Source organism: Aequorivita aquimaris, from assembly GCF_001573155.1.
Taxonomy (GTDB): domain Bacteria; phylum Bacteroidota; class Bacteroidia; order Flavobacteriales; family Flavobacteriaceae; genus Aequorivita; species Aequorivita aquimaris.
Genome location: NZ_JRWG01000003.1, coordinates 83145 through 102951, shown reverse-complemented (window position 1 = coordinate 102951; position 19807 = coordinate 83145). Strand labels below are relative to the sequence as shown.

Annotated in this window: 24 protein-coding genes and 1 tRNA gene; 14 read left to right on the top strand and 11 right to left on the bottom strand. The window is 37.7% G+C overall.

The window, feature by feature from the left end; all coding sequences use genetic code 11:
• Window positions 1–13: 13 nt before the first annotated feature.
• Window positions 14–859 carry a DUF2911 domain-containing protein gene (locus tag LS48_RS05805; protein WP_062620942.1) on the bottom strand — a complete coding sequence of 282 codons (846 nt, stop codon included), beginning with the start codon at window positions 857–859 and terminating at the stop codon, window positions 14–16.
• Window positions 860–1198: 339 nt separating this feature from the next.
• Between LS48_RS05805 and LS48_RS05800 the strand changes: the two genes are divergently transcribed.
• The 5 genes from LS48_RS05800 to LS48_RS05780 all read left to right on the top strand — a co-directional run bounded on the left by LS48_RS05800 (window position 1199) and on the right by LS48_RS05780 (window position 4707).
• Window positions 1199–1660, top strand: a complete 462-nt coding sequence (locus tag LS48_RS05800) for an SRPBCC family protein (protein ID WP_062620940.1) — start codon at window positions 1199–1201, stop codon at window positions 1658–1660.
• Window positions 1661–1678: 18 nt separating this feature from the next.
• Window positions 1679–2374, top strand: a complete 696-nt coding sequence (locus LS48_RS05795) for an SDR family NAD(P)-dependent oxidoreductase (protein ID WP_062620937.1) — start codon at window positions 1679–1681, stop codon at window positions 2372–2374.
• 3 nt (window positions 2375–2377) lie between these two features.
• On the top strand, window positions 2378–3682 hold the full coding sequence (locus LS48_RS05790; protein WP_062620935.1) for a cryptochrome/photolyase family protein: 1305 nt from the start codon (window positions 2378–2380) through the stop codon (window positions 3680–3682).
• 110 nt (window positions 3683–3792) lie between these two features.
• The gene (locus LS48_RS05785; RefSeq protein ID WP_062620933.1) at window positions 3793–4041 is read left to right on the top strand and encodes a (4Fe-4S)-binding protein; all 249 of its coding nucleotides are present in this window, start codon (window positions 3793–3795) and stop codon (window positions 4039–4041) included.
• A gap of 78 nt (window positions 4042–4119) precedes the next feature.
• The gene (locus tag LS48_RS05780; protein WP_062620931.1) at window positions 4120–4707 is read left to right on the top strand and encodes a hypothetical protein; all 588 of its coding nucleotides are present in this window, start codon (window positions 4120–4122) and stop codon (window positions 4705–4707) included.
• Between the two features lie 679 nt (window positions 4708–5386).
• Here the strand turns inward: LS48_RS05780 and murA are convergent.
• The 3 genes from murA to LS48_RS05760 form a co-directional block, all read right to left on the bottom strand.
• Window positions 5387–6700 carry a UDP-N-acetylglucosamine 1-carboxyvinyltransferase gene (gene murA / locus LS48_RS05770; protein ID WP_062620927.1) on the bottom strand — a complete coding sequence of 438 codons (1314 nt, stop codon included), beginning with the start codon at window positions 6698–6700 and terminating at the stop codon, window positions 5387–5389.
• Between the two features lie 17 nt (window positions 6701–6717).
• Window positions 6718–7371 (bottom strand): DUF4290 domain-containing protein, encoded by a 654-nt coding sequence (locus tag LS48_RS05765; RefSeq protein ID WP_062620924.1) that lies wholly within the window; start codon window positions 7369–7371, stop codon window positions 6718–6720.
• A 75-nt stretch (window positions 7372–7446) separates the two neighbouring features.
• Window positions 7447–7737, bottom strand: coding sequence for a DUF493 family protein (locus tag LS48_RS05760; RefSeq protein ID WP_062621497.1), 291 nt, complete (start codon window positions 7735–7737; stop codon window positions 7447–7449).
• Between the two features lie 82 nt (window positions 7738–7819).
• On the opposite strand from LS48_RS05760, the gene LS48_RS05755 reads away from it, so the two are divergent.
• The 5 genes from LS48_RS05755 to LS48_RS05735 all read left to right on the top strand — a co-directional run bounded on the left by LS48_RS05755 (window position 7820) and on the right by LS48_RS05735 (window position 12435).
• Window positions 7820–8365: an AAA family ATPase gene (locus LS48_RS05755; RefSeq protein WP_062620922.1), complete on the top strand. Its 546-nt coding sequence runs from the start codon at window positions 7820–7822 to the stop codon at window positions 8363–8365.
• On the top strand, window positions 8362–10260 hold the full coding sequence (locus LS48_RS05750) for a RecQ family ATP-dependent DNA helicase (protein WP_062620920.1): 1899 nt from the start codon (window positions 8362–8364) through the stop codon (window positions 10258–10260). The genes LS48_RS05755 and LS48_RS05750 overlap by 4 nt, the downstream gene beginning before the upstream one ends.
• Before the next feature lie 4 nt (window positions 10261–10264).
• Window positions 10265–11215, top strand: a complete 951-nt coding sequence (gene fmt, locus LS48_RS05745) for a methionyl-tRNA formyltransferase (RefSeq protein ID WP_062620918.1) — start codon at window positions 10265–10267, stop codon at window positions 11213–11215.
• Between the two features lie 181 nt (window positions 11216–11396).
• Window positions 11397–11669, top strand: coding sequence for an HU family DNA-binding protein (locus tag LS48_RS05740; protein ID WP_062620916.1), 273 nt, complete (start codon window positions 11397–11399; stop codon window positions 11667–11669).
• Between the two features lie 205 nt (window positions 11670–11874).
• On the top strand, window positions 11875–12435 hold the full coding sequence (locus LS48_RS05735; protein WP_062620914.1) for a YqgE/AlgH family protein: 561 nt from the start codon (window positions 11875–11877) through the stop codon (window positions 12433–12435).
• Here the strand turns inward: LS48_RS05735 and LS48_RS05730 are convergent.
• Together LS48_RS05730 and LS48_RS05725 are read right to left on the bottom strand one after the other, a co-directional pair.
• Window positions 12432–13277 carry an aminotransferase class IV gene (locus LS48_RS05730; protein ID WP_062620912.1) on the bottom strand — a complete coding sequence of 282 codons (846 nt, stop codon included), beginning with the start codon at window positions 13275–13277 and terminating at the stop codon, window positions 12432–12434. The genes LS48_RS05735 and LS48_RS05730 overlap by 4 nt on opposite strands.
• 56 nt (window positions 13278–13333) lie before the next feature.
• Entirely contained in the window at window positions 13334–13720 is a 387-nt protein-coding gene (locus LS48_RS05725; protein ID WP_062620910.1) for an START-like domain-containing protein, read from the bottom strand.
• 196 nt (window positions 13721–13916) lie between these two features.
• Here LS48_RS05725 and LS48_RS05720 point away from each other — a divergent pair.
• From LS48_RS05720 to LS48_RS15300, 3 genes are all read left to right on the top strand, one after another.
• Window positions 13917–13990 (top strand) — tRNA-Met (locus LS48_RS05720).
• Between the two features lie 251 nt (window positions 13991–14241).
• Window positions 14242–14400: a hypothetical protein gene (locus LS48_RS15305; protein ID WP_157881719.1), complete on the top strand. Its 159-nt coding sequence runs from the start codon at window positions 14242–14244 to the stop codon at window positions 14398–14400.
• 513 nt (window positions 14401–14913) lie between these two features.
• Entirely contained in the window at window positions 14914–15057 is a 144-nt protein-coding gene (locus LS48_RS15300) for a hypothetical protein (protein ID WP_157881718.1), read from the top strand.
• Between the two features lie 14 nt (window positions 15058–15071).
• Here the strand turns inward: LS48_RS15300 and hisS are convergent, their stop codons facing one another.
• Entirely contained in the window at window positions 15072–16445 is a 1374-nt protein-coding gene (hisS, locus tag LS48_RS05710) for a histidine--tRNA ligase (protein ID WP_062620905.1), read from the bottom strand.
• 149 nt (window positions 16446–16594) lie between these two features.
• Between hisS and LS48_RS05705 the strand changes: the two genes are divergently transcribed.
• The gene (locus tag LS48_RS05705) at window positions 16595–17836 is read left to right on the top strand and encodes an ABC transporter permease (RefSeq protein ID WP_062620902.1); all 1242 of its coding nucleotides are present in this window, start codon (window positions 16595–16597) and stop codon (window positions 17834–17836) included.
• A gap of 81 nt (window positions 17837–17917) precedes the next feature.
• On the opposite strand, the gene LS48_RS05700 is transcribed toward LS48_RS05705, so the two are convergent.
• The 4 genes from LS48_RS05700 to rpsF form a co-directional block, all read right to left on the bottom strand.
• The gene (locus tag LS48_RS05700) at window positions 17918–18391 is read right to left on the bottom strand and encodes a DUF6495 family protein (protein WP_062620901.1); all 474 of its coding nucleotides are present in this window, start codon (window positions 18389–18391) and stop codon (window positions 17918–17920) included.
• Window positions 18392–18457: 66 nt separating this feature from the next.
• Window positions 18458–19003 (bottom strand): 50S ribosomal protein L9, encoded by a 546-nt coding sequence (gene rplI, locus LS48_RS05695; protein ID WP_062620900.1) that lies wholly within the window; start codon window positions 19001–19003, stop codon window positions 18458–18460.
• A gap of 16 nt (window positions 19004–19019) precedes the next feature.
• Window positions 19020–19316 (bottom strand): 30S ribosomal protein S18, encoded by a 297-nt coding sequence (gene rpsR, locus LS48_RS05690; protein WP_062620899.1) that lies wholly within the window; start codon window positions 19314–19316, stop codon window positions 19020–19022.
• A 3-nt stretch (window positions 19317–19319) separates the two neighbouring features.
• Window positions 19320–19658 (bottom strand): 30S ribosomal protein S6, encoded by a 339-nt coding sequence (rpsF, locus tag LS48_RS05685; protein WP_062621494.1) that lies wholly within the window; start codon window positions 19656–19658, stop codon window positions 19320–19322.
• Window positions 19659–19807 lie beyond the last annotated feature (149 nt).

The window sequence follows — 19807 nt, the reverse complement described above, 5'->3', positions numbered from 1 at the left end:
TGAAGCAGGTTTATTATTTGGCGCCCCATTCCTTCAAGGACTTTTCGTTCAGTGCAACATAATCATCGTTTCCGGCCGCTTTGGCTAGTTCCAAAGATTTTTTAGCTGCTTCTATTGCTCCTTTTTTATCACCCGCTTTCGCATAAATAAGCGATTTTTGACGCAGTTGCCAGAATTTTGGATCTTTGTTCATTTCAATTGATTTATCGATCCAAGTTTTAGCCTGGTTGATATCCTTGCCAGCTTCCAAATAATAAACAGCAGCGGCGTAATAATCGTTTGCCGAAGGGCCGTTCATTACCCTTTGAATGCTTGCCGTAACAGTTTTATCCGTATTGAATTTAATCGGCACGCCAACATAAGTTTTTTCCCAAAGCATTCCCAATAAAGCTGAATCGTTTTTCAACTCGTCAAAACTCATCGTGAAAGTTTCAATATTCATAGGCATTGGATAGGCCTGAACAGATACCTGGGCAGCAACTTTGCTATCGTCCCATTTTTCAGGATTCCCCCAATTGTCGGTTTCATCATAAAAATAAACGTCCCAGCTTGAGGCTCCTGGTTTAGTATAAATTGCGTACGATCCTGCCTTAAGGGTTTTGCCTCCTATTTCAACATCGTTACTAAAAGTAATTTTTGTGTTGGCATTTGCACCGGTACGCCACATAGCATTATAAGGAACCAAACCTCCAAAAATAGTTCTCCCTTTCATAGAAGGTCTTGAATATTCCAAAGTAACATCTGTAAGTCCTACTTTTTGTTCAATTTTTTGAAATGGGCTGGGCTGCGGTGTCTGTATTTGCGCTTGAATGCCAACGGTTAACATCAAAGCGGAAAAAAGTAAAATAATTTTTTTCATTGTAATGGTTTTAAGGTGATTATAATTTTCACGAAGTTACTGTTTGGAAATTTTTTAATCGTTAAGGAAAACCTAAAATCTAAAGAATTTACAACAAAAGAAAATGGCGCAATCCACGATTATAGTTTAAATGCGGTAGAATAGTTAATATTTTGTTTAAACTTTTTTTGATATAATAAAACAAAGTATTTTTAAGCAAAAATTAAAAAATCATGTTGAAGTTAGTGAAAAGAATATTTAGGATACGCTTCCGCAACAGTGCGATAGAGAACAATACCTACAGGCTCTTGCGCATGAATCGGAAACTTTCGTTCAAACAAGGCAAATAATAGGCGGTAGATGAAGATTTATACGCTACATGCCAAACAGAACCTGCCCATATCCCGGGAACAGGCATGGCAGTTTTTATCTGATCCTAAAAATTTGAAAGTTATAACGCCAGATTATATGGGTTTCAACATTCAAGCCGGTGCTGATAGGACCATGTACGCTGGGCAAATAATAGAATATATAGTCACTCCCATTTTAGGAATAAAAAACCGCTGGGTAACAGAGATAACCCACGTGGTAGATCAAGAATACTTCGTAGATGAACAACGCTTTGGGCCGTACGCCCTGTGGCACCACAAGCATTTTATAAGAGAAATTGAAGGCGGTGTGGAAATGGAAGACTTGCTTCATTATAAATTACCCTACGGGTTTTTAGGCCAATTAGCGCACCCTTTTTTGGTAAAACCGAAACTGGACGAAATTTTTGAATATCGAAAAAACAAATTGGTGGAGCTTTTCGGCTCTATGTAATTCCATAAAAATAATTTTATGCAAAAAAATATACTTCTCATTGGCGGTTCCTACGGTATTGGTGCGGCAATTGCAAAAAAACTAAAGGTTAACCACAATGTTATTATCGCTTCCCGCACCAAGGAGGATATTTCCGAAGACATTTTACATCACACCTTTGATGTTTTAAAGGATGACATTTCAGAACTTGACCTGCCTGAAGAAATCCACGGCCTTGTGTATCTTCCCGGAAGCATTAATCTGAAACCTTTTAAAATGATGAGTCCCGAAACCTTTTGCGAGGATATGGAGCTCAACTTCCACGCCCTGGTTCGCGTAGTGCACGGCCTATTGCACAAGTTAAAGAATGCGGAAGCTACAAGTCTAGTATTTTTCAGTACCGTGGCGGTGAAAGTGGGAATGCCTTTCCACACCAGTGTGGCTGCTGCAAAAGGAGCTATTGAAGGTTTCGCCAAGGCATTGGCAGCTGAGTACGCTCCCAATTTTAGAGTAAATGTAATCGCTCCTTCACTAACGGATACTTCCTTAGCCTCAAAATTATTGAATAGTGATTCCAAAAAAGAAAAAATGGCAGAACGGCATCCGCTGAAGAAAGTCGGAACGGCAGATGATATCGCAGCTATGGCTACATTTCTGCTGAGCGATGAATCGCAATGGATTTCCGGTCAGGTTTTTGGCGTGGACGGAGGTCTTTCAACTTTAAACATAAATTAAGTTTTGGCGGAAAAAGTAAATATATTTTGGTTCCGAAGAGATCTGCGCTTGGACGATAATGTAGGGTTTTACAAAGCCCTTCACGGAAAATATCCGGTATTGCCACTTTTTATATTCGATTCCGAAATATTGAACGAACTGCCCGAAGACGATGCGCGGATAACCTTTATATTTGAAACCCTGCAAAAAATGCGAAACCAACTGCAGGAACATGGCAGCAGTCTCGCAATCTACCACGGTAAACCGGAGGAAGTTTTCAAAAAAGTTATCTCTGATTTTGAAGTCCAAAATGTAATCACCAACCGTGATTATGAACCGTATGCCAAAAAGCGTGATGAATACATTCAGGAACTTCTTGAAGGAAAAGACATCGGTTTTTACACTTATAAAGATCAGGTGATTTTTGAGAAAGATGAAGTAGTAAAGGATGACGGCGACCCTTATGTGGTTTACACCCCTTTTATGAAGACCTGGAAGGCAAAATTCAAAAAAGAGTATGATGAAAAAATTTATTATACCAACGAATTTTTAAAAAATCTATATCAAAATTCGCGGCTTCCAAATCTCACTTTGAGCGATATTGGATTCAAAAAATCCAACATAGAAATTCCCGATTATGATGTTACCCCCACAACAATCCAAGAGTACGAAAAACGAAGAAACTTCCCGGCGGAAGACGCAACGTCGCATTTGGGCCCACACCTTCGTTTTGGCACCGTAAGCATTCGGAAAATAATGAAAAAGGCTACTGCTGAAAAGAATGAAGTGTTTTGGCAGGAACTTATTTGGCGTGAATTCTTTATGCAGATTCTGTGGCATTTCCCGGAAACGGTAGAAAATGCCTTTAAAAAGAAATACGATCGCATTGAATGGCGAAATAATGAAACCGAATTTAAAAAGTGGAAAGATGGTAAAACCGGCTATCCGCTGGTTGACGCAGGAATGCGACAATTGAACAAAACCGGCTATATGCACAACCGGGTACGCATGGTGGTCGCAAGCTTTTTGTGCAAACACCTGCTAATAGATTGGCGTTGGGGCGAGGCTTATTTTGCAGAAAAACTCCTCGATTACGAAATGGCTAGCAACGTGGGCAATTGGCAATGGGCCGCCGGCAGTGGCGTAGATGCGGCTCCGTATTTTAGAATTTTCAATCCCACCACACAAATTGAAAAATTTGACAAAAACCACAAATACATCAAAAAATACGTTCCCGAATTTGGGACTGAAAACTATCCCGAAAAAATAGTAGATCACAAAGAAGCGAGAGAAAGATGTTTACAGGTTTATAAAAAAACGGTTTCCTAAAATATGTTAATTTCTGTACGATTATTCCTATTTTGTGTATTATATCGATAAAATATGTAGTTTTATCGATATTTTCACGTTTAATTTTACAAACCCCCAAATTGTAAAGTATGGAAACCTACAAAAATGTTTACAGTAATGGTGAAGTGATTGTAACTTATGAACCCAGTCGATGCATTCACGCCGAGGCTTGCGCAAAAGGACTTTCCGAAGTTTTTAAAACCTCGGTGATACCTTGGATAGATTTAGACGGTGCCAGTACAAAAAAAATCATTTCTCAAGTAAAGAAATGCCCCTCCGGAGCATTAACCTGTACCAAAATAAGATCTAGGGAATTTGTTAAAGATTTTGTAATTTGAAACAAAATTTGAGTGGTTGTGGACAATTTTTTCTACTCTTGCACTGTTAAATAAAGCATTGCAAACAAACCTGAAGACATGAAGAAGATTTTAGTACTAACCCTCCCCCTATTTCTATTTACGCTGCATGCGGCAGCACAAGACTCAATCCAAGTTCGAAAAAACACTTTGAACGAACAGATGACGGATGCTTTCGATAAAAGCAACAGCTATCAAGAATACAAAGTAATTAAGAAGACCCAGCTTGCTACTTTAAAGCGAAATATTTTAGATTCCGTTTCTTCATTAGAGAAGAAAATAAATACTCAAGAAAGTGAATTAAGTCTTCAGAAAAACGAAATTGATTCGCTTCGTCAAAATCTTCAAAACACCAAACAAAGCTTGGCTATTGCTAAAGAAAAGGAAGACGGGATTGAAATTTTTGGCATTCTTACTTCAAAAGCCACTTATAATGCTATTATGTGGAGCATTATCCTTATTTTATTATTGATTAGCGGCTTCTTATTCTACAGATTTTTGAACAGCCATAAAATTACCAACGCTGCCCAACTGAAAATGGCAGAAATGGAAATTGAACTGGAAGATTACCGAAGAAACAGTCTTGAACGCGAGCAAAAGCTTCGCAGAAAACTTCAGGACGAGATTAACAAAAACCGGAAAGCTTAAAATAAACAGTCGATAAAATAGATGAAGTTTTAAAATGGTATTAATGAAGCCATAGCTTGTAAAATATTTATTCCTACATTTTTATTCCGCTCAATACCAGTCCATAAATTACGAATATCAATATTGATATCATAAAAGATTTAGTGGCTTTGTAAATTTTTGAAATATAGACCCAATTATATGCAAAAATAAAAATTGGTATCATAAAGAGTAAAATTCCAACTTCTTCTTTTATTTCAAAATCAACATAATGAAATCCAATATAAAATTGCAGAAGGCGAGATACAGATAAAAATATCAGAGCGAAAATGAATAAAGAGTTCGTTTGTGCAATTCGGTTTAGTCTTGTTTCACGTCTTGTATTCAAAATAGGTTTACATGTCCATAAGTAGACTGTAAAACTAAAGGCAAGACTTATTGAGAACAAACTCCAGAAAAACGAATAATAAAAAGTTGGTTTTGAATCAATAGGAATTTTCGAATAACTATCCGTTGCTAAAACTAAAGAATCGCTTATTCGAATAATACTCAAAAAGAATTGGTTTAAAACCAGACTAAAAATGAATCCGATTATTAGTCCGCTATAAAATCGGAAACACCCAATTTGCTCAATATTAAAATCCGATTTGTGCTTTATCAATTCAGCAAAATTTATATTTTAAATGTGAGATAAATTATTTTATAGATCAGTCCTCGTAATTTTCGCCCCAATGGCCCGAAGTCTTTCATCAATATTTTCGTAACCCCTATCTATCTGTTCAATATTGTGGATGGTGCTTGTACCTTGTGCCGAGAGCGCTGCAATCAATAGTGAAATTCCCGCCCGAATATCTGGTGATACCATAGTAGTAGCTTTCAGGTTTGATTGGAAGTTATGGCCAATTACAGTTGCCCGGTGCGGATCGCAAAGAATGATTTTGGCACCCATATCAATCAGTTTGTCTACAAAAAACAAACGGCTTTCAAACATTTTTTGGTGAATAAGCACGCTACCCTTTGCTTGGGTACAAACCACGAGTACAATACTCAACAAATCTGGTGTAAAACCAGGCCAAGGCGCATCGGCAACCGTTAGTATAGACCCGTCAATATAGCCTTGTATTTCGTATTCCTTTTGCGATGGAATGTGAATATCATCTCCTTTTTTGTTCAGTTTAATTCCAAGTTTTCTAAAGGTTTCAGGAATCAATCCCAAATTTTCCCAACTCACGTTTTTAATGGTGATTTCACTTTTCGTCATAGCCGCAAGGCCAATCCAACTACCAATTTCTATCATATCTGGCAGAATACGATGTGTGCAGCCACCTAGATTTTTTACACCTTCAATAACCAATAAATTTGAGCCAACTCCTGAAATATTGGCACCCATGGCATTCAGCATTTTGCAAAGTTGTTGGATATAAGGTTCGCAAGCAGCGTTGTAAATGGTTGTGGTTCCCTTAGCTAAAACGGCAGCCATAATAATATTGGCCGTCCCGGTAACGGAAGCTTGGTCTAAAAGCATATACGTACCCTTTAACCCTTTGGGCGCCTCCACTCCATAAAAACGCTCTTCTTTATTATAGCGGAACTTCGCCCCAAGATTTATAAAACCTTCAAAGTGGGTGTCGAGCCTTCTTCTCCCAATTTTGTCACCTCCCGGACGCGGTATATATCCTTTTCCAAATCTAGCCAATAATGGACCTACAATCATAATGGATCCACGAAGGGAGCTTCCCTCCTGCTTGAAAAGCTCTGACTCTAGATATTCCAGATTAATTTCATCAGCGATAAAGGCGTATTTACCTTTTGCCAATTTTTGGATTTTCACCCCAAGGTTCTCTAATATTTTTATGAGTTTATTTACGTCCAGAATATCCGGAATATTCTCAATTATTACCTTTTCTGGGGTTAACAATACTGCGCAAAGAATTTGTAAGGCTTCGTTTTTGGCACCCTGAGGCGTTATTTCGCCCTTTAGTTTATGCCCGCCCTCTATTTGGAAAGTTCCCATAAATAATGGTTGATATTTTAATAACGCTTGCGGTTGCGGTTATTTGATTTGTAATTTTTCTTGTTGGAAGAGTTGGTGTTGAAACGCTTTTTGTTTTTCATCAAATCGGAAGCGTTGCTCAGATCCTCATCGCTATTTTTAAGGTTTATCTTGCCACCGGAAAGTTCAAAAAGATGTTCAAAGATAACTTCGTCCTCCACAGTGTCCTTGTTCCAGTTTAGAAAACATTTTTTCATGTGATTGGCAATAGTAAGGATAAGCCCCTCTTTTTTGTCTCCTTCCTCCCAACTGTTTGCCACATCAATCATTCGTTTTATGTTGTTTCCATAAAAACGATATTTGGGATGGTTTTGGGGATAACTCAAAGGTTCGGGTCTTTCCATCAATTCTTCACGTGAAGGAATTGGGAAGGGAGAATCTACATCCAGTTTAAAGTCTGAGATTATAAAAAGTTGGTCCCAAAGCATGGGTTGAAAGTCCGGCACATCGCGAAGATGCGGGTTAAGGTTACCCATAACCGCTATTATGCTTTTGGCAATTTTATTGCGCTCTTCCTTATCTTCGGTGGCGATGGCCTGATCTACCATCTTTTGTATATGGCGGCCGTATTCGGGAATAATCAATTTTGGACGCTCTGTATTATATTCTATTTGTGCTACTTCTTGTATCAAAATGTTTTAATTAAGGGAAGAATATTTGTGTATTCGGAAAGATTGAAAATCATTTCTCTCGCAAAATACTAAAAATTAAAGTGAAATAACACCTTCAACGTTGGAAACTTCAAGATATTTTTTTACAACATCATCGGGAGATTCCATCGTAACTTTTATTGAAATGCTGGAATAGGTTCCTTTTGATGAATCACGGGTTGCAATTTCGGCATCGGTACCGTCAAAAATAGCTTCTATTTCTGCTATTTTCTCTAAGCTGGCGGGTACTATAAACTTAAATAGATAAGGTGAAGGCCACGTGGTATCCTCCTCAAGTTGTTTTTTTAATCGGTCGTAAAATTCTGTGGTGTTTTTTCCTTGATCCATCAAATAATTTTGCTCTGTGATCAACAAAGATACACTTTCACCACAAATATTTATTTACTTACTTTGTAGAAAATTGTAACTTTTGGACACGAGAAGAATTGTAATTACCGGAGGGCCCGGCTCAGGAAAAACGGCACTTATTAATTATCTGGAAAAAGAAGGCTATCCCGTGATGCACGAAATTTCAAGAGATGTAATTCTTGAAGCACAAAAGGAAGGGATTGAACAATTGTTTTTGGAGAACCCTATTTTATTCAGTGAAAAATTATTGGAAGGCAGATTGAAGCAGTTTCACGAAGGAAAAAATTGCGCAGCCCCTGTACTTTTTTATGACCGCGGGATGCCAGACGTTACTGCCTATATGGACTTTGTTGCTACCCATTATCCTGAAAATTTTTGTGAAACGTGCAATGAATACCGATATGATGAAATATTTGTGCTCCCCCCTTGGGAAGAAATCTATGAACAGGACAACGAGCGTTACGAATCTTTTGAGCAGGCCGAAAAGATATTTCATTTCCTAAAAAGCGGTTATGAAAACTTTGGCTATAAAATTCACGAAGTACCCGTGGGCACTATTAAAGATAGAGTTGAATATATTCTGAATCACCTTAAAAACACACCTTGACAAATGTCCGCGACATCCTGACCAAATACTGGGGCTATACTTCCTTCAAACCAATGCAGGAAGAAATAATCACGTCAGTAATGGATGGGAAGGATACTGTGGCGCTTCTGCCCACTGGAGGCGGAAAATCGTTGTGTTTTCAAATTCCGGCAATGGCAATGGACGGCATTTGTATTGTGGTTTCACCATTGGTGGCACTGATGGGCGATCAAGTAAATGCCTTAAAAGAGCGTGGGATAAAAGCCCTAAAATTAACTGGCGGTATTTCCTTTGATGAACTGAATACTCTTTTGGACAACACCCTTTACGGCAATTATAAATTTCTTTACCTATCGCCCGAACGGCTTCAGCAGGAAATAGTCCAAAACTACATCAAGCAGATGAACGTGAATTTAATCGCGGTTGATGAGGCGCACTGTATTTCGCAATGGGGAAACGATTTTCGCCCTGCATACAAAAACATTACACTGCTTCGGGAAATACACCCGTTAATTCCAATTATAGCACTCACTGCCACGGCAACACCCGAAGTTTTGGAAGATACCATTTCAGAACTAAAGATGGAACTGCCGGCGGTTTTCAGAAATTCCTTCGTTCGCGAAAATCTGTCGTATCAAGTTTTTAAGGAAGAAGACAAACTCTACAAAACCGAACAATTCCTTAAAACAAACAACGGCTCCGCAATTGTATATGTAAGAAATAGAAAGGGCACAATTGAAATCAGTGAACAACTCAATAGCCTGGGCATTTCTGCCACTTTTTATCACGGGGGAATTTCAGCAAAGGAAAAAGCGCAAAAACTGCAAGCGTGGCGCAACGGGGTTGTCTCTACTATGGTTGCAACCAACGCGTTTGGGATGGGCATTGACCACGCCAATGTGCGTTTCGTGATACACCTACAGATTCCCGAAAGTCTGGAAAGCTATTTTCAGGAAGCAGGACGTGCGGGCCGCGATGGCCAATATGCCGCAGCGGTATTACTTTATAATGAATACGACAAAATATATGTAAAGCAGCAGTTTGTGGAATCGTTGCCAACAACTTCAGATCTGAAAAATATTTACCGAACGCTGAGCAATTATTTTCAGATTCCCTATGGCGAAGGGGAATTCACAAAGCACAATTTTGGTTTTTCAGAATTTTGCAAAACTTACAGCCTGAACACCCTTTTAGCGTACAATGCGCTCAACAGTTTGGACCGTTTGGGTATTATTCAACTTTCGCAGGAATTTGGACGAAAATCAATCGTCCAATTTTTAATATCTTCGGAAAAAGTGCTGCAATATTTTGAAAAAGATATAACCACATCGGTAATCGGAAAAACCATTCTCCGTATCTACGGTGGCATTTTTGAGATGCCCACCGCCATCAATCTGGATTTGATTGTGAATAAAACTGGTCAGCCCATTGAAACCGTAATTTCAATATTAAAAAAAATGGAGCGCGACCAGGTTGTGGAAATGACGCTGCAGATAACTGACGCCACTCTCACCTTTTTGGTTCCAAGGGAAGATGATAAAACCATAAACGTAATTTCACGCGAGGTGGAAGCACTGAACCGCAAAAAGAAGGCGCAGGTAAATTCCGTTCTCAATTATATTGCGAATACCAAAACCTGCCGAAGCGTACAGCTTGTTATGTATTTTGGCGAAACTACTGCTTCAAAATGTGGTATTTGTTCCGTATGCAAAACGCAAACAAAGAAACTTTCAAAAACTGAAATGCAACAATTGGCAGAGCAGATTTTAGCTTTGCTTGAAGAAGCGGAATTAACTTCGCGAGAGATTTCAGAAAAACTTACTTTTGCCGAAACAGATATTTTGAAAGTACTCCGTTTACTAATGGATGCCGAGAAAATTAATGCCAATCCGAAAAACCAATATTATCTAAACTGAAAAGATGCAAAACGATTTGAGAATAGTATTTATGGGCACCCCAGATTTTGCAGTCGGGGTTTTAAAAAAAATGGTGGAAGCGGGCAAAAATATCGTGGGCGTAATCACAGCGCCGGATAGGCCAGCTGGCCGTGGCAGAAAGCTGATGGCCTCTGCGGTGAAGGATTATGCAGTTTCGCAAGATTTGAAAGTATTACAGCCCACAAATTTAAAGGACGAGTCATTTTTAAAGGAATTAAAAAAGTTGGACGCCAATCTTCAAGTAGTGGTTGCTTTTAGAATGCTTCCCAAGGTGGTCTGGCAGATGCCGGAATTTGGTACTTTTAATCTTCACGCATCGCTACTTCCACAATACAGAGGTGCGGCGCCTATAAATTGGGCCATTATTAATAATGAAAAGAAGACGGGCGTTACCACTTTCTTTATTGATGAAAAGATTGACACGGGTTCCATCATCGCCAATAAAGAAGTTTATATTGAAAAAGACGAAACCGCGGAAACACTTCACGATAAATTGATGGATGAAGGAAGCAAGCTGGTTTTGGAAACACTTGACTTGATTGAGAAGGGAAAAGCAAACCCAAAACCGCAGCCCAAGACAAGCAATTTAAAAGAAGCTCCAAAACTCACTTCAGAAAACACGCGTATAAATTGGTCAAAATCAGGAAAAGAGATAGAAGCTTTTATAAGAGGGCTTTCCCCGTATCCAGTGGCATGGACTATTCTTCATAATAATAATGAAGAATCGAAGACAAAGATTTATAGTGCAAATTTTGAGAGAAGTGAGCAAAATTTAAAACCTGGCAGTATTCTAATTTCCAAAAAAGAACTAAAAGTAGCCTGTGCAGATGGATTCATTATTATTAATGAAATACAACTTCCCGGTAAACGCAAGATGGACGTTTCTTCGCTTTTAAATGGTTATTCATTTGATGAAGATTCTAAACTATCGTGAACCCTTGTCACTACTGATACTTTTAAAAACATATAAAAAAACACCAAGTTTATTAACAAACACCCTAAGTTATCAACAAAAATAACGATTTCCTGCGTGGTTACTTGCCTGAACGGATATTCCTGTTAAATTTGTAGGGCAATTAATCGAAGTTTAACCAACAATTTAATTTAAAAAAATTATGAACAAATCAGATTTAATCGATGCAATGGCAGCTGATGCCGGAATTACAAAAGCTGCTGCTAAGAAATCTTTAGAGTCTTTCTTGGGCAACGTTCAAAAGTCCCTTAAAAAAGGTAACAGAGTATCACTTGTAGGATTCGGATCTTGGTCAGTATCAAAAAGAGCTGCTAGAGAAGGAAGAAACCCTCAAACTGGTAAAACCATTAAAATTGCTGCTAAAAAAGTAGTTAAATTCAAAGCTGGTTCAGATTTACAAAACAGTGTAAACTAAATTGTAAAATATTTTACAACATTGTTAGCCCTTCTTTTCATTTAAATGAAAGGAAGGGCTTTTTTATTAATCTGATCCATAGTTAATTACGAATTTTCAATAAAAATTTATATTTAACTAATAATATATCAATCAAACAACCATCACGGTAATTTTTTGGTATTTCTAAAATTATTACTTAGATTTAAATTACCAAAAAAACTATATGACCACTTTAAAACCAGCCAAGGGACTCTTATTGGTCGCGGAACCCTCTATTATTGGGGATGTATCCTTCAACCGATCTGTGGTGCTTTTGGCCGAGTATAATGAAAGTGGATCTGTGGGGTTTATTCTCAACAAACCCCTTCAATATAAGCTTCGTGACTTCGTTCCTGAAATAAATTCAAAACTTCCCGTTTTTAACGGAGGTCCGGTTGAACAGGACAATCTTTATTTTATTCATTGCATCCCAGAAATTATTCCAGATAGTATTGAAATCTCCAATGGTATTTATTGGGGCGGGGATTTTAGTGCCATAATCGATTTACTCAAGGAAGACAAATTAAATAAAAACCAAATACGTTTTTTTCTCGGTTATTCAGGCTGGGAAAGTGAGCAATTGGAGCAGGAACTTGAAGTAAACAGTTGGGTGGTAGTGCCAAATAATTACAATAATGCAATTATTGGCAAAACCAATATCAACTTTTGGAAGGAAAAAATGATTGAATTTGGAGGGGACTATATTCTATGGTCCAATGCACCAGAAAATCCAAGTTTCAATTAATCCATTCTAGCTTTTAGGTTCAACTTTGGCAGCAATATCTTAGCTGTAGAATTCACAAATTTCTTTTTTCTGTATTTTGTTACTGAAACAATTCCTTGAATGGTATTTGTTATGAAAATTTCGTCCGCTTTTTGAAGTTCAAAAGGCGAAATCGAAGTTTCTTCAAGACTAAAATCTGGAAGTAATTTAATGATAGCGATGAGCTGCTTGCGCATAATCCCGTTTAAGCAACCCTCTGAAAGCGGCGGGGTTTTAATAGTATTGCCAGAAACCATAAATATATTTCCGTTCAGCGCCTCTACAATTTGCTTGTTTTCGTTCAATAATAAACAGTTTTCATACTCGTTTTCCTTCGCATAAATACTTCCCAAAATATTTATGAGCCTATTGTTCGTTTTCAATGTTGACAGCAAACCTGAGGTAATAAAATGATCTTTGAAGAGCTCGACCTCATAATTTGTTTCGCTTAATACATAAAATGGAGTGGCGAGTTTTTCAAACGAAATAACATATTCAATATCATTTGTCTCTGGTGTATATTTTCCTCCTGTTTTACGCCAAACCAAGAACTTTATTCGAAGCGCAGCATTATTATTTTCAAATGAATTGACGGTTCGCAATATCTCTTCCTCCAGAAATTCCAAAGTAAAATTCATTGGTATTTCCATACGAAGAATTCGCATGGATGCCATTAATCTAAAGTAATGGTCTTCCCAGAAGTATATTTTTCTGGCAGAAAAACGCATCGTTTCAAAAACGGCATCGCCATAATTTAAGCCCCTATTATCTATAGCAACTGCTGCTTCAGCATCCTTTAGTACCGTACCGTTTAAATTTACCATAAAAAAACCGTCCTTTTGGAGGGACGGTGCAAAGGTATTAATATTTTAAAGGGATTTTAAGTAGAACCCAAAATAGACTTTAGATTCGAAATCATATTTTCCCAAAGCATTTTTCCTTCTTCTACTTCGTCCTCTTCGGCAAAATCAGTTACCATTAGCGAAACATCTTTTGTAATTTCATCAACCTGAATGCGAAGTTCAAAGTAAAAATCTTCACCCTCATCTTCTACCCACCTAAATTTGATGCGTTCAGGGCTTTTTTTACTGAGCAGTTTTGCGCGCTCTTCACTTTCAGACCAAATAAATGTATAAAACTCACCACGTGAATTTACGTTATCTGCATACCATTCGGAAAGCCCCGAAGGCGTTGAAATATATTGATATAAAAGTGAAGGGGAAACCTGGATGGGGAATTCCATTTCATATTTTATTTTATCTTCCATAGCTCTTTGTTAGTTGATGCCCAATATATATATATTAATTTTAACCTCAAATGAAAGATTGAAAATTTTTCATTCAAATGAATTTGCTAAAAAGAGGAAATAATTTCAATAAAAAACAGAACCTAATATTTGCGACAGATTATTTTGTTTCTATCTTTGCAGCCGCTTAGACATAAAGTTTGCAGCAAAAAAATATGGCGAGGTAGCTCAGCTGGTTAGAGCGTCGGATTCATAACCCGGAGGTCGCGAGTTCAAGTCTCGCTCTCGCTACTAAAATCCCCAAGGATAATTCCAAGGGGATTTTTTTGTTTGATACCTTTATACTGGAAAAATAATCAATGCTACTTCTGTAAGAAATGTCTTTCGAAAACGAAAAAATCTTCCGTTGGTCGAAAATTTCTTGGGTATATGCCCATTATTCTTACATTTGTTAAAATCTAGTTAATAAATAATTGAGCAACAGCTTTATATAGGTAGATTAAACGTTTAATTTTACTCTTGAACTTTTAAAACCTATTATTATGAAAAATTATTTATTTGCATTAGTAATGCTAGCAGGTCTAGCTTTTAGCTGTACCCCAGAAAACCAAATTAGCGATGAGCAACAAATCGACAAAGTCAAAATATGTCCGCCAGGAGACCGAAACTGTAACGGGATTCCTGATAATCAAGAAGACTAAAATAAGTTTTTACTTAATTTTTCTTGCAATTGTAGCGGTGCTATCACCGTTCTTACACATCTTTTATATTTTTAATGATAGAGAGGGCATATTTGGATTTTCATACATGTCCTCTTTTATGTATTCTTTGAGCCTTCCACTTATGGCAATCTGTTCTGGATTACTTTTAAAATTTGTTGCTCAACAAGTTTTGGAATTTAGAATGTTTTTAATTTTTATAAGCCATTCATTTCTTTTCGTTGGAATATTTTTTATAATTTACACCTTGGTTCCATTAACAGATTTTTCCACCTCTATATATTTTATCTCTCTATTTATACTTTCAGTTGCCCTTACTTTTGCCGCTCATTTTTTACACCGGGCTATATTTACTACAGAACAACGCCTCAAAAAAATAATATCAAAACTTTTCGACTTTATAATTCTTGAAACTCCCCGCAAACACGTTTCAGAGGAAAAACAGATTGACTATGTTATTTCCTATGAAAAGATTATTAACGAAATTGGGGATGAATGAAACAAACAATGACCAACCTTACTAAACTGCGTATTTCCGGTATGCTTTCGGAAGCGGCCCAACGGGAAGCTGAGCAAAAAATAATGGAAAAACGCAAACAGGAGTATTCAGAAGATGAAGCTCGAATAAATTTTGTTTGAAAATAATTGAAACTTTATTGGGCCAGCATTTTTTCCAATTCTGAATAGCTCACGGATGATTGCGCACCACTTTTCATGTCCTTAAGTGTGTATTGTTGTGCTTCCATTTCCTTTTCGCCTGCCAATACCGTAAAAGGAATATTCCGTTTGTCCGCATAGCCCATTTGCTTGCCCATCTTAGTATCATCAGGATACAATTCAGCCTTTATCCCTGCGTTGCGCAAATTTGTTATCGCTTCCATTGCATACAGCGCTTCCTTATTACCAAAATTTATAAAAAGCGCCTTACTGTTTTCTGAAACCGTTTTGGGGAAAAGATTCAGTTCCTCAAGAACCAAATAAATACGGTCCAATCCGAAAGAAATACCAACACCGCTAATATTCGGCATTCCAAAAATTCCCGTTAGGTCATCGTACCTTCCGCCACCGCCAATGCTTCCCATATTTACTTCGGCCGGGGCAGAAACCTCAAAAATGGCACCTGTGTAATAATTCAATCCGCGGGCAAGGGTAACATCAATTTGCAACGAAGCGGTTTGCAATCCGAGCTTTTCAATAGTCTTGGCTATAAATTCCAGTTCTTCCACACCTTTCATTCCCAATTCGGAAGTCTTTAGCATTTCACTTAAAGCGTTTAACTTTTCGTCATTACTTCCCTTAAAGGAGAACAGGGGCTGTAGTTTTTGCAAAGCATCTTCCGAAATGCTTTTTTCACGCATTTCCTTTTTCACACCATCCTCCCCTATTTTATCGAGCTTATCCAGAGCAACCGTAAAATCTATCAATTTATCTTCGGCGCCGATGGTTTCGGCGATGCCGCTCAAAATTTTTCGGTTGTTGATTTTTATGGTTACGTCCTTTAAGCCGAGTTTGGTAAAAACGGCATCGTACAATTGCACAAATTCAACTTCCTGCCAAAGCGAAGTGGAGCCCACAACATCGGCATCGCACTGGAAAAACTCACGAAAACGGCCTTTTTGTGGTCTGTCTGCCCTCCAAACGGGTTGTATTTGGTAGCGTTTAAAAGGAAAGGTAATTTGGTTTTGGTGCTGCACCACGTAACGTGCAAAAGGCACTGTGAGGTCGTAACGAAGCGCTTTTTCGGAGATTTTTGTAGTTATTTTATTGCTGTCCTTTTCAGAATATAGTTTATCGTCTACTTTGGAAAGAAAGTCCCCACTGTTCAAAATCTTAAAAATCAATCTATCGCCCTCTTCGCCATATTTGCCCATCAAAGTCTCGCTGTTTTCAAAAGACGGCGTTTCAATAGGTTGAAAACCATAGAGCGCAAAGGTTTCTTTGATTACATTGAAAATATAATTGCGGCGCGTAACTTCCTCAGGGTTGAAATCGCGCGTTCCTTTTGGAATGGATGGTTTTTTGGACAAGACTTTCAGGTTTTTATTTGATTAGGCAAATATCCTAAATATTAATGAAGTTTGCCACAATAAGATTGCTTGAAAAAATTATAAGCTTCACCGTTATTCTGTAACTTTATGGCCCGTTTGCAGTCTAACGGTAAACAGAACCAAAAAATATGTTTTCACTTTTCCGGGAAAATGTTCGAATTGCGTTGGATTCCATTAAAAGCCAACTCTTAAGGACCATACTTACTATTGTTATTATTGGAATTGGGATATGGGCGCTTGTTGGCATTTTGAGTGCTGTGACGGCACTTGAAAATACTATTTCGGGCAACTTTGCCTCCATGGGCGCCAATACTTTTAATATACAGCAATACGAATTTTCCGTTCAGTCAAATAGAAGTGGGGAAAGAGAGAAAATCAACCCCATAATTAGCTACAATAATGTTCGTGAATTTATTGACAAATATGAATTTCCGTACACACAAACGTCCCTTTCATTCCAAGGCACATCAACGGCCGAAGTAAAATATGGCTCCGAAAAAACCGATCCAGAAGTACAGGTTTATGGTGTGAATGAAAACTATTTGGAAAACACCGGGACCGAAATTGACAAAGGGCGAAATTTTACCATTTTTGATGTTCAGAATAACAATAAAGTGTGCTTAATAGGTGCAGATTTTGTAAAAAATCTTTTTGAGGATGAAGACCCCATCAACAAGACCATTAGCATTCGCGGGGTGAAATTTAAGGTAATCGGTTTATTGGAATCAAAAGGATCTACTTTTGGAAACAATCAGGATTTAAAGATTTTGATTCCCGTGCAGGTTGCTCGCGGCATTTTTACACAACCCAATATTAATTACAACTTAAGCGTAAAGGTTGACGACAAGCAAATGATGGAAGCCGCGCAGGACGAAGCCATTATTACTTTCAGAAATATTAGAGGTTTAAACCCTGTGGAAGAAAACAATTTCGGTATTGAGCGCAGTGACGATTTAATAAACCGTATCGCAATGATTACGGGCTACTTGGAAGCAGCGGCTTGGATAATTAGCATTATTACCATTCTGGGATCTTCCATAGCATTAATGAACATTATGCTGGTTTCGGTAACTGAGCGCACCCGTGAAATTGGCGTTCGGAAAGCCATGGGGGCAAAACGCTCCACGATTTCTACCCAATTTTTTATGGAGACCATTGTTATTGGGCAATTCGGAAGTATTCTGGGAATTATACTTGGAATTTTAACCGGCTTCGCCTTTGCTAAAATTTTTGAGTTTGACTTTACACTTCCCTGGGCTGCAATAATTTGGGCAACCATCATCACTTTTATAGTTGCTATAATTGCAGGTTCCTATCCTGCTTCAAAAGCCGCGCGGTTGGACCCTATTGAAAGTTTGCGTTATGAATAATAGAGAAAATTACAAATAACAAATTCCAAATCCCAATCATATTCAATTTTGGATTTGAGGAATTTTAACCGGTGCTTTTAATTATTCGCTCAACAAGTCGCTGAAATACGTATAAAGCTCTCCTTTGGTTATTACCGAACCTTGCTGTATCAAAACGAAAATATCTTTGTTGCGGTCATCGGTAATTGCTTTTGTGGATGTATATAAGTTTACCGAATCGTCGTGGAGATTTTGCTGAAGCCATTTGTAACCGTATTCTGTGGTAATGTCTATATTTTCATCATCAATCTTTATGGCTATCAATTCCATAAATGCTTCAGAAATATGAAAAAGCATTAATTGTTTTGGTGAAATGTGTTCCAAATACTTCACCTTATTTAATACTCCCTCCCAAATTAGATCGCTGAAAATATCGAGTTCCTGTTCGGCAACTTCGGGTTTTTCAATTTTAAGTTTTTTCCATTCATCAGCGGTAATGGACTGTGTGGCAAGAAAATTAATGAATTCCTGTTGCAGTTCCTCAAATTGTTCTTTTGTTAATCTGGCGTACTTCATAAGTTTATAAAAAAATAAAACCTCTCCCGAAAACGGGAAAGGTCTTAAAACAATTAATCGTGTTATTTAGTTTACTTCTTCCGAATTTGCTTCTTCAGAGGCAGTCTCTTCAGTTTTAGCTTCTGCCTTAGGCTTAGCCTCAGCCTTTGATTTAGTAGCTGGCTTAGCTTCAGCAATCACTTCAAAAGGGAAATTGCTCACTACGTCTCTGTGAAAACGAATTGTAGCCTCATAAGGTCCGGTGCGCTTAACGGCGCTACCAGCTATAATGATATACTTTTTCTCAATAGAAACGCCTTCTTTTTCAAGGGCATCAGCAAGGTCTGCATTTGTCACAGAACCAAACAGTTTATCGCCTTCGCCAGTTTTGGCAGTGATTTTAATTTCAAGTCCGTTTAGTTTCTCGGCCTGTGTTTTAGCTTCGTCAACCACTTTCTTTTCTTTAAAGGCACGTTGCTTCAAAGTTTCAGCCAATACTTTTTTAGCCGAAGGGGTTGCAAGTACTGCGTGCCCTTGTGGAATCAAAAAGTTTCTTCCGTAACCGTTCTTTACGGTTACCACATCATCTGTAAATCCCAGATTTTCTACGTCTTTTTTTAATATAAGTTCCATAATGTTCTCTGGTTTTTTATTTTAATAAATCGGCTACGTACGGCATAAGTGCCAAATGGCGTGCTCTTTTAACGGCAACGGCCACTTTGCGCTGATACTTCAATGAAGTTCCGGTAAGTCTTCTTGGAAGGATCTTACCTTGTTCGTTTACAAATTTCAATAAGAAATCTGGATCTTTATAATCAACATATTTAATACCAGACCTTTTGAACATGCAATATTTCTTGGTCTTGTTGGTCTCTATGTTAAGCGGAGTAAGATATCTAATCTCTCCGTCTTTTTTACCTTTTGCTTGTTGTTGTAATGTAGCCATAATTTAAGCTGATTTTTTATTGCGATTTCTTCTTTTTTCTGCCCAAGCAATTGCGTGCTTGTCAAGGCTCACTGTAAGGTAACGCATAAAACGCTCGTCCCTTTTAAATTCAGTTTCAAGTTCGTGAACTACTTCACCGTCAACGGTGAATTCAAAAAGGTGATAAAACCCACTTTTTTTGTTCTGGATTGGGTAAGCAAGTTTTTTCAAGCCCCAATTTTCTTTGGATATCATCTCAGCACCTTTAGAAACAAGAAGATCTTCGTATTTCTTTACTGTTTCCTTTATCTGGTCTTCAGATAAAACGGGATTTAAGATGAAAACAGTTTCGTAATGATTCATAAAAAATCTATTAAAATTAATGTTTAAATCCTTGGCTTTCTGCCAAAGAGGGTGCAAAAATAATACTTTATTTGGTATTATCAAACCTTATTTTGAATTGTCTTCAGAAAAAGCGATTTTAGACGAAGTGCGCAATTTTTTCGATTAAA

Excerpts from the sequence above, each read along its gene's own strand:
- LS48_RS05700 (WP_062620901.1), bottom strand. The coding sequence starts at position 18,391 with ATGAAGTACGCCAGATTAACAAAAGAACAATTTGAGGAACTGCAACAG.
- LS48_RS05795 (WP_062620937.1), top strand. The coding sequence starts at position 1,679 with ATGCAAAAAAATATACTTCTCATTGGCGGTTCCTACGGTATTGGTGCG.
- LS48_RS05735 (WP_062620914.1), top strand. The coding sequence starts at position 11,875 with ATGACCACTTTAAAACCAGCCAAGGGACTCTTATTGGTCGCGGAACCC.
- LS48_RS05705 (WP_062620902.1), top strand. The coding sequence starts at position 16,595 with ATGTTTTCACTTTTCCGGGAAAATGTTCGAATTGCGTTGGATTCCATT.
- fmt (WP_062620918.1), top strand. The coding sequence starts at position 10,265 with ATGCAAAACGATTTGAGAATAGTATTTATGGGCACCCCAGATTTTGCA.
- LS48_RS05805 (WP_062620942.1), bottom strand. The coding sequence starts at position 859 with ATGAAAAAAATTATTTTACTTTTTTCCGCTTTGATGTTAACCGTTGGC.
- murA (WP_062620927.1), bottom strand. The coding sequence starts at position 6,700 with ATGGGAACTTTCCAAATAGAGGGCGGGCATAAACTAAAGGGCGAAATA.
- rpsR (WP_062620899.1), bottom strand. The coding sequence starts at position 19,316 with ATGGCTACATTACAACAACAAGCAAAAGGTAAAAAAGACGGAGAGATT.
- LS48_RS15305 (WP_157881719.1), top strand. The coding sequence starts at position 14,242 with ATGAAAAATTATTTATTTGCATTAGTAATGCTAGCAGGTCTAGCTTTT.
- LS48_RS05780 (WP_062620931.1), top strand. The coding sequence starts at position 4,120 with ATGAAGAAGATTTTAGTACTAACCCTCCCCCTATTTCTATTTACGCTG.
- rplI (WP_062620900.1), bottom strand. The coding sequence starts at position 19,003 with ATGGAACTTATATTAAAAAAAGACGTAGAAAATCTGGGATTTACAGAT.
- LS48_RS15300 (WP_157881718.1), top strand. The coding sequence starts at position 14,914 with ATGAAACAAACAATGACCAACCTTACTAAACTGCGTATTTCCGGTATG.
- LS48_RS05740 (WP_062620916.1), top strand. The coding sequence starts at position 11,397 with ATGAACAAATCAGATTTAATCGATGCAATGGCAGCTGATGCCGGAATT.
- LS48_RS05760 (WP_062621497.1), bottom strand. The coding sequence starts at position 7,737 with ATGGATCAAGGAAAAAACACCACAGAATTTTACGACCGATTAAAAAAA.
- LS48_RS05725 (WP_062620910.1), bottom strand. The coding sequence starts at position 13,720 with ATGGAAGATAAAATAAAATATGAAATGGAATTCCCCATCCAGGTTTCC.
- rpsF (WP_062621494.1), bottom strand. The coding sequence starts at position 19,658 with ATGAATCATTACGAAACTGTTTTCATCTTAAATCCCGTTTTATCTGAA.
- LS48_RS05730 (WP_062620912.1), bottom strand. The coding sequence starts at position 13,277 with ATGGTAAATTTAAACGGTACGGTACTAAAGGATGCTGAAGCAGCAGTT.
- LS48_RS05785 (WP_062620933.1), top strand. The coding sequence starts at position 3,793 with ATGGAAACCTACAAAAATGTTTACAGTAATGGTGAAGTGATTGTAACT.
- LS48_RS05800 (WP_062620940.1), top strand. The coding sequence starts at position 1,199 with ATGAAGATTTATACGCTACATGCCAAACAGAACCTGCCCATATCCCGG.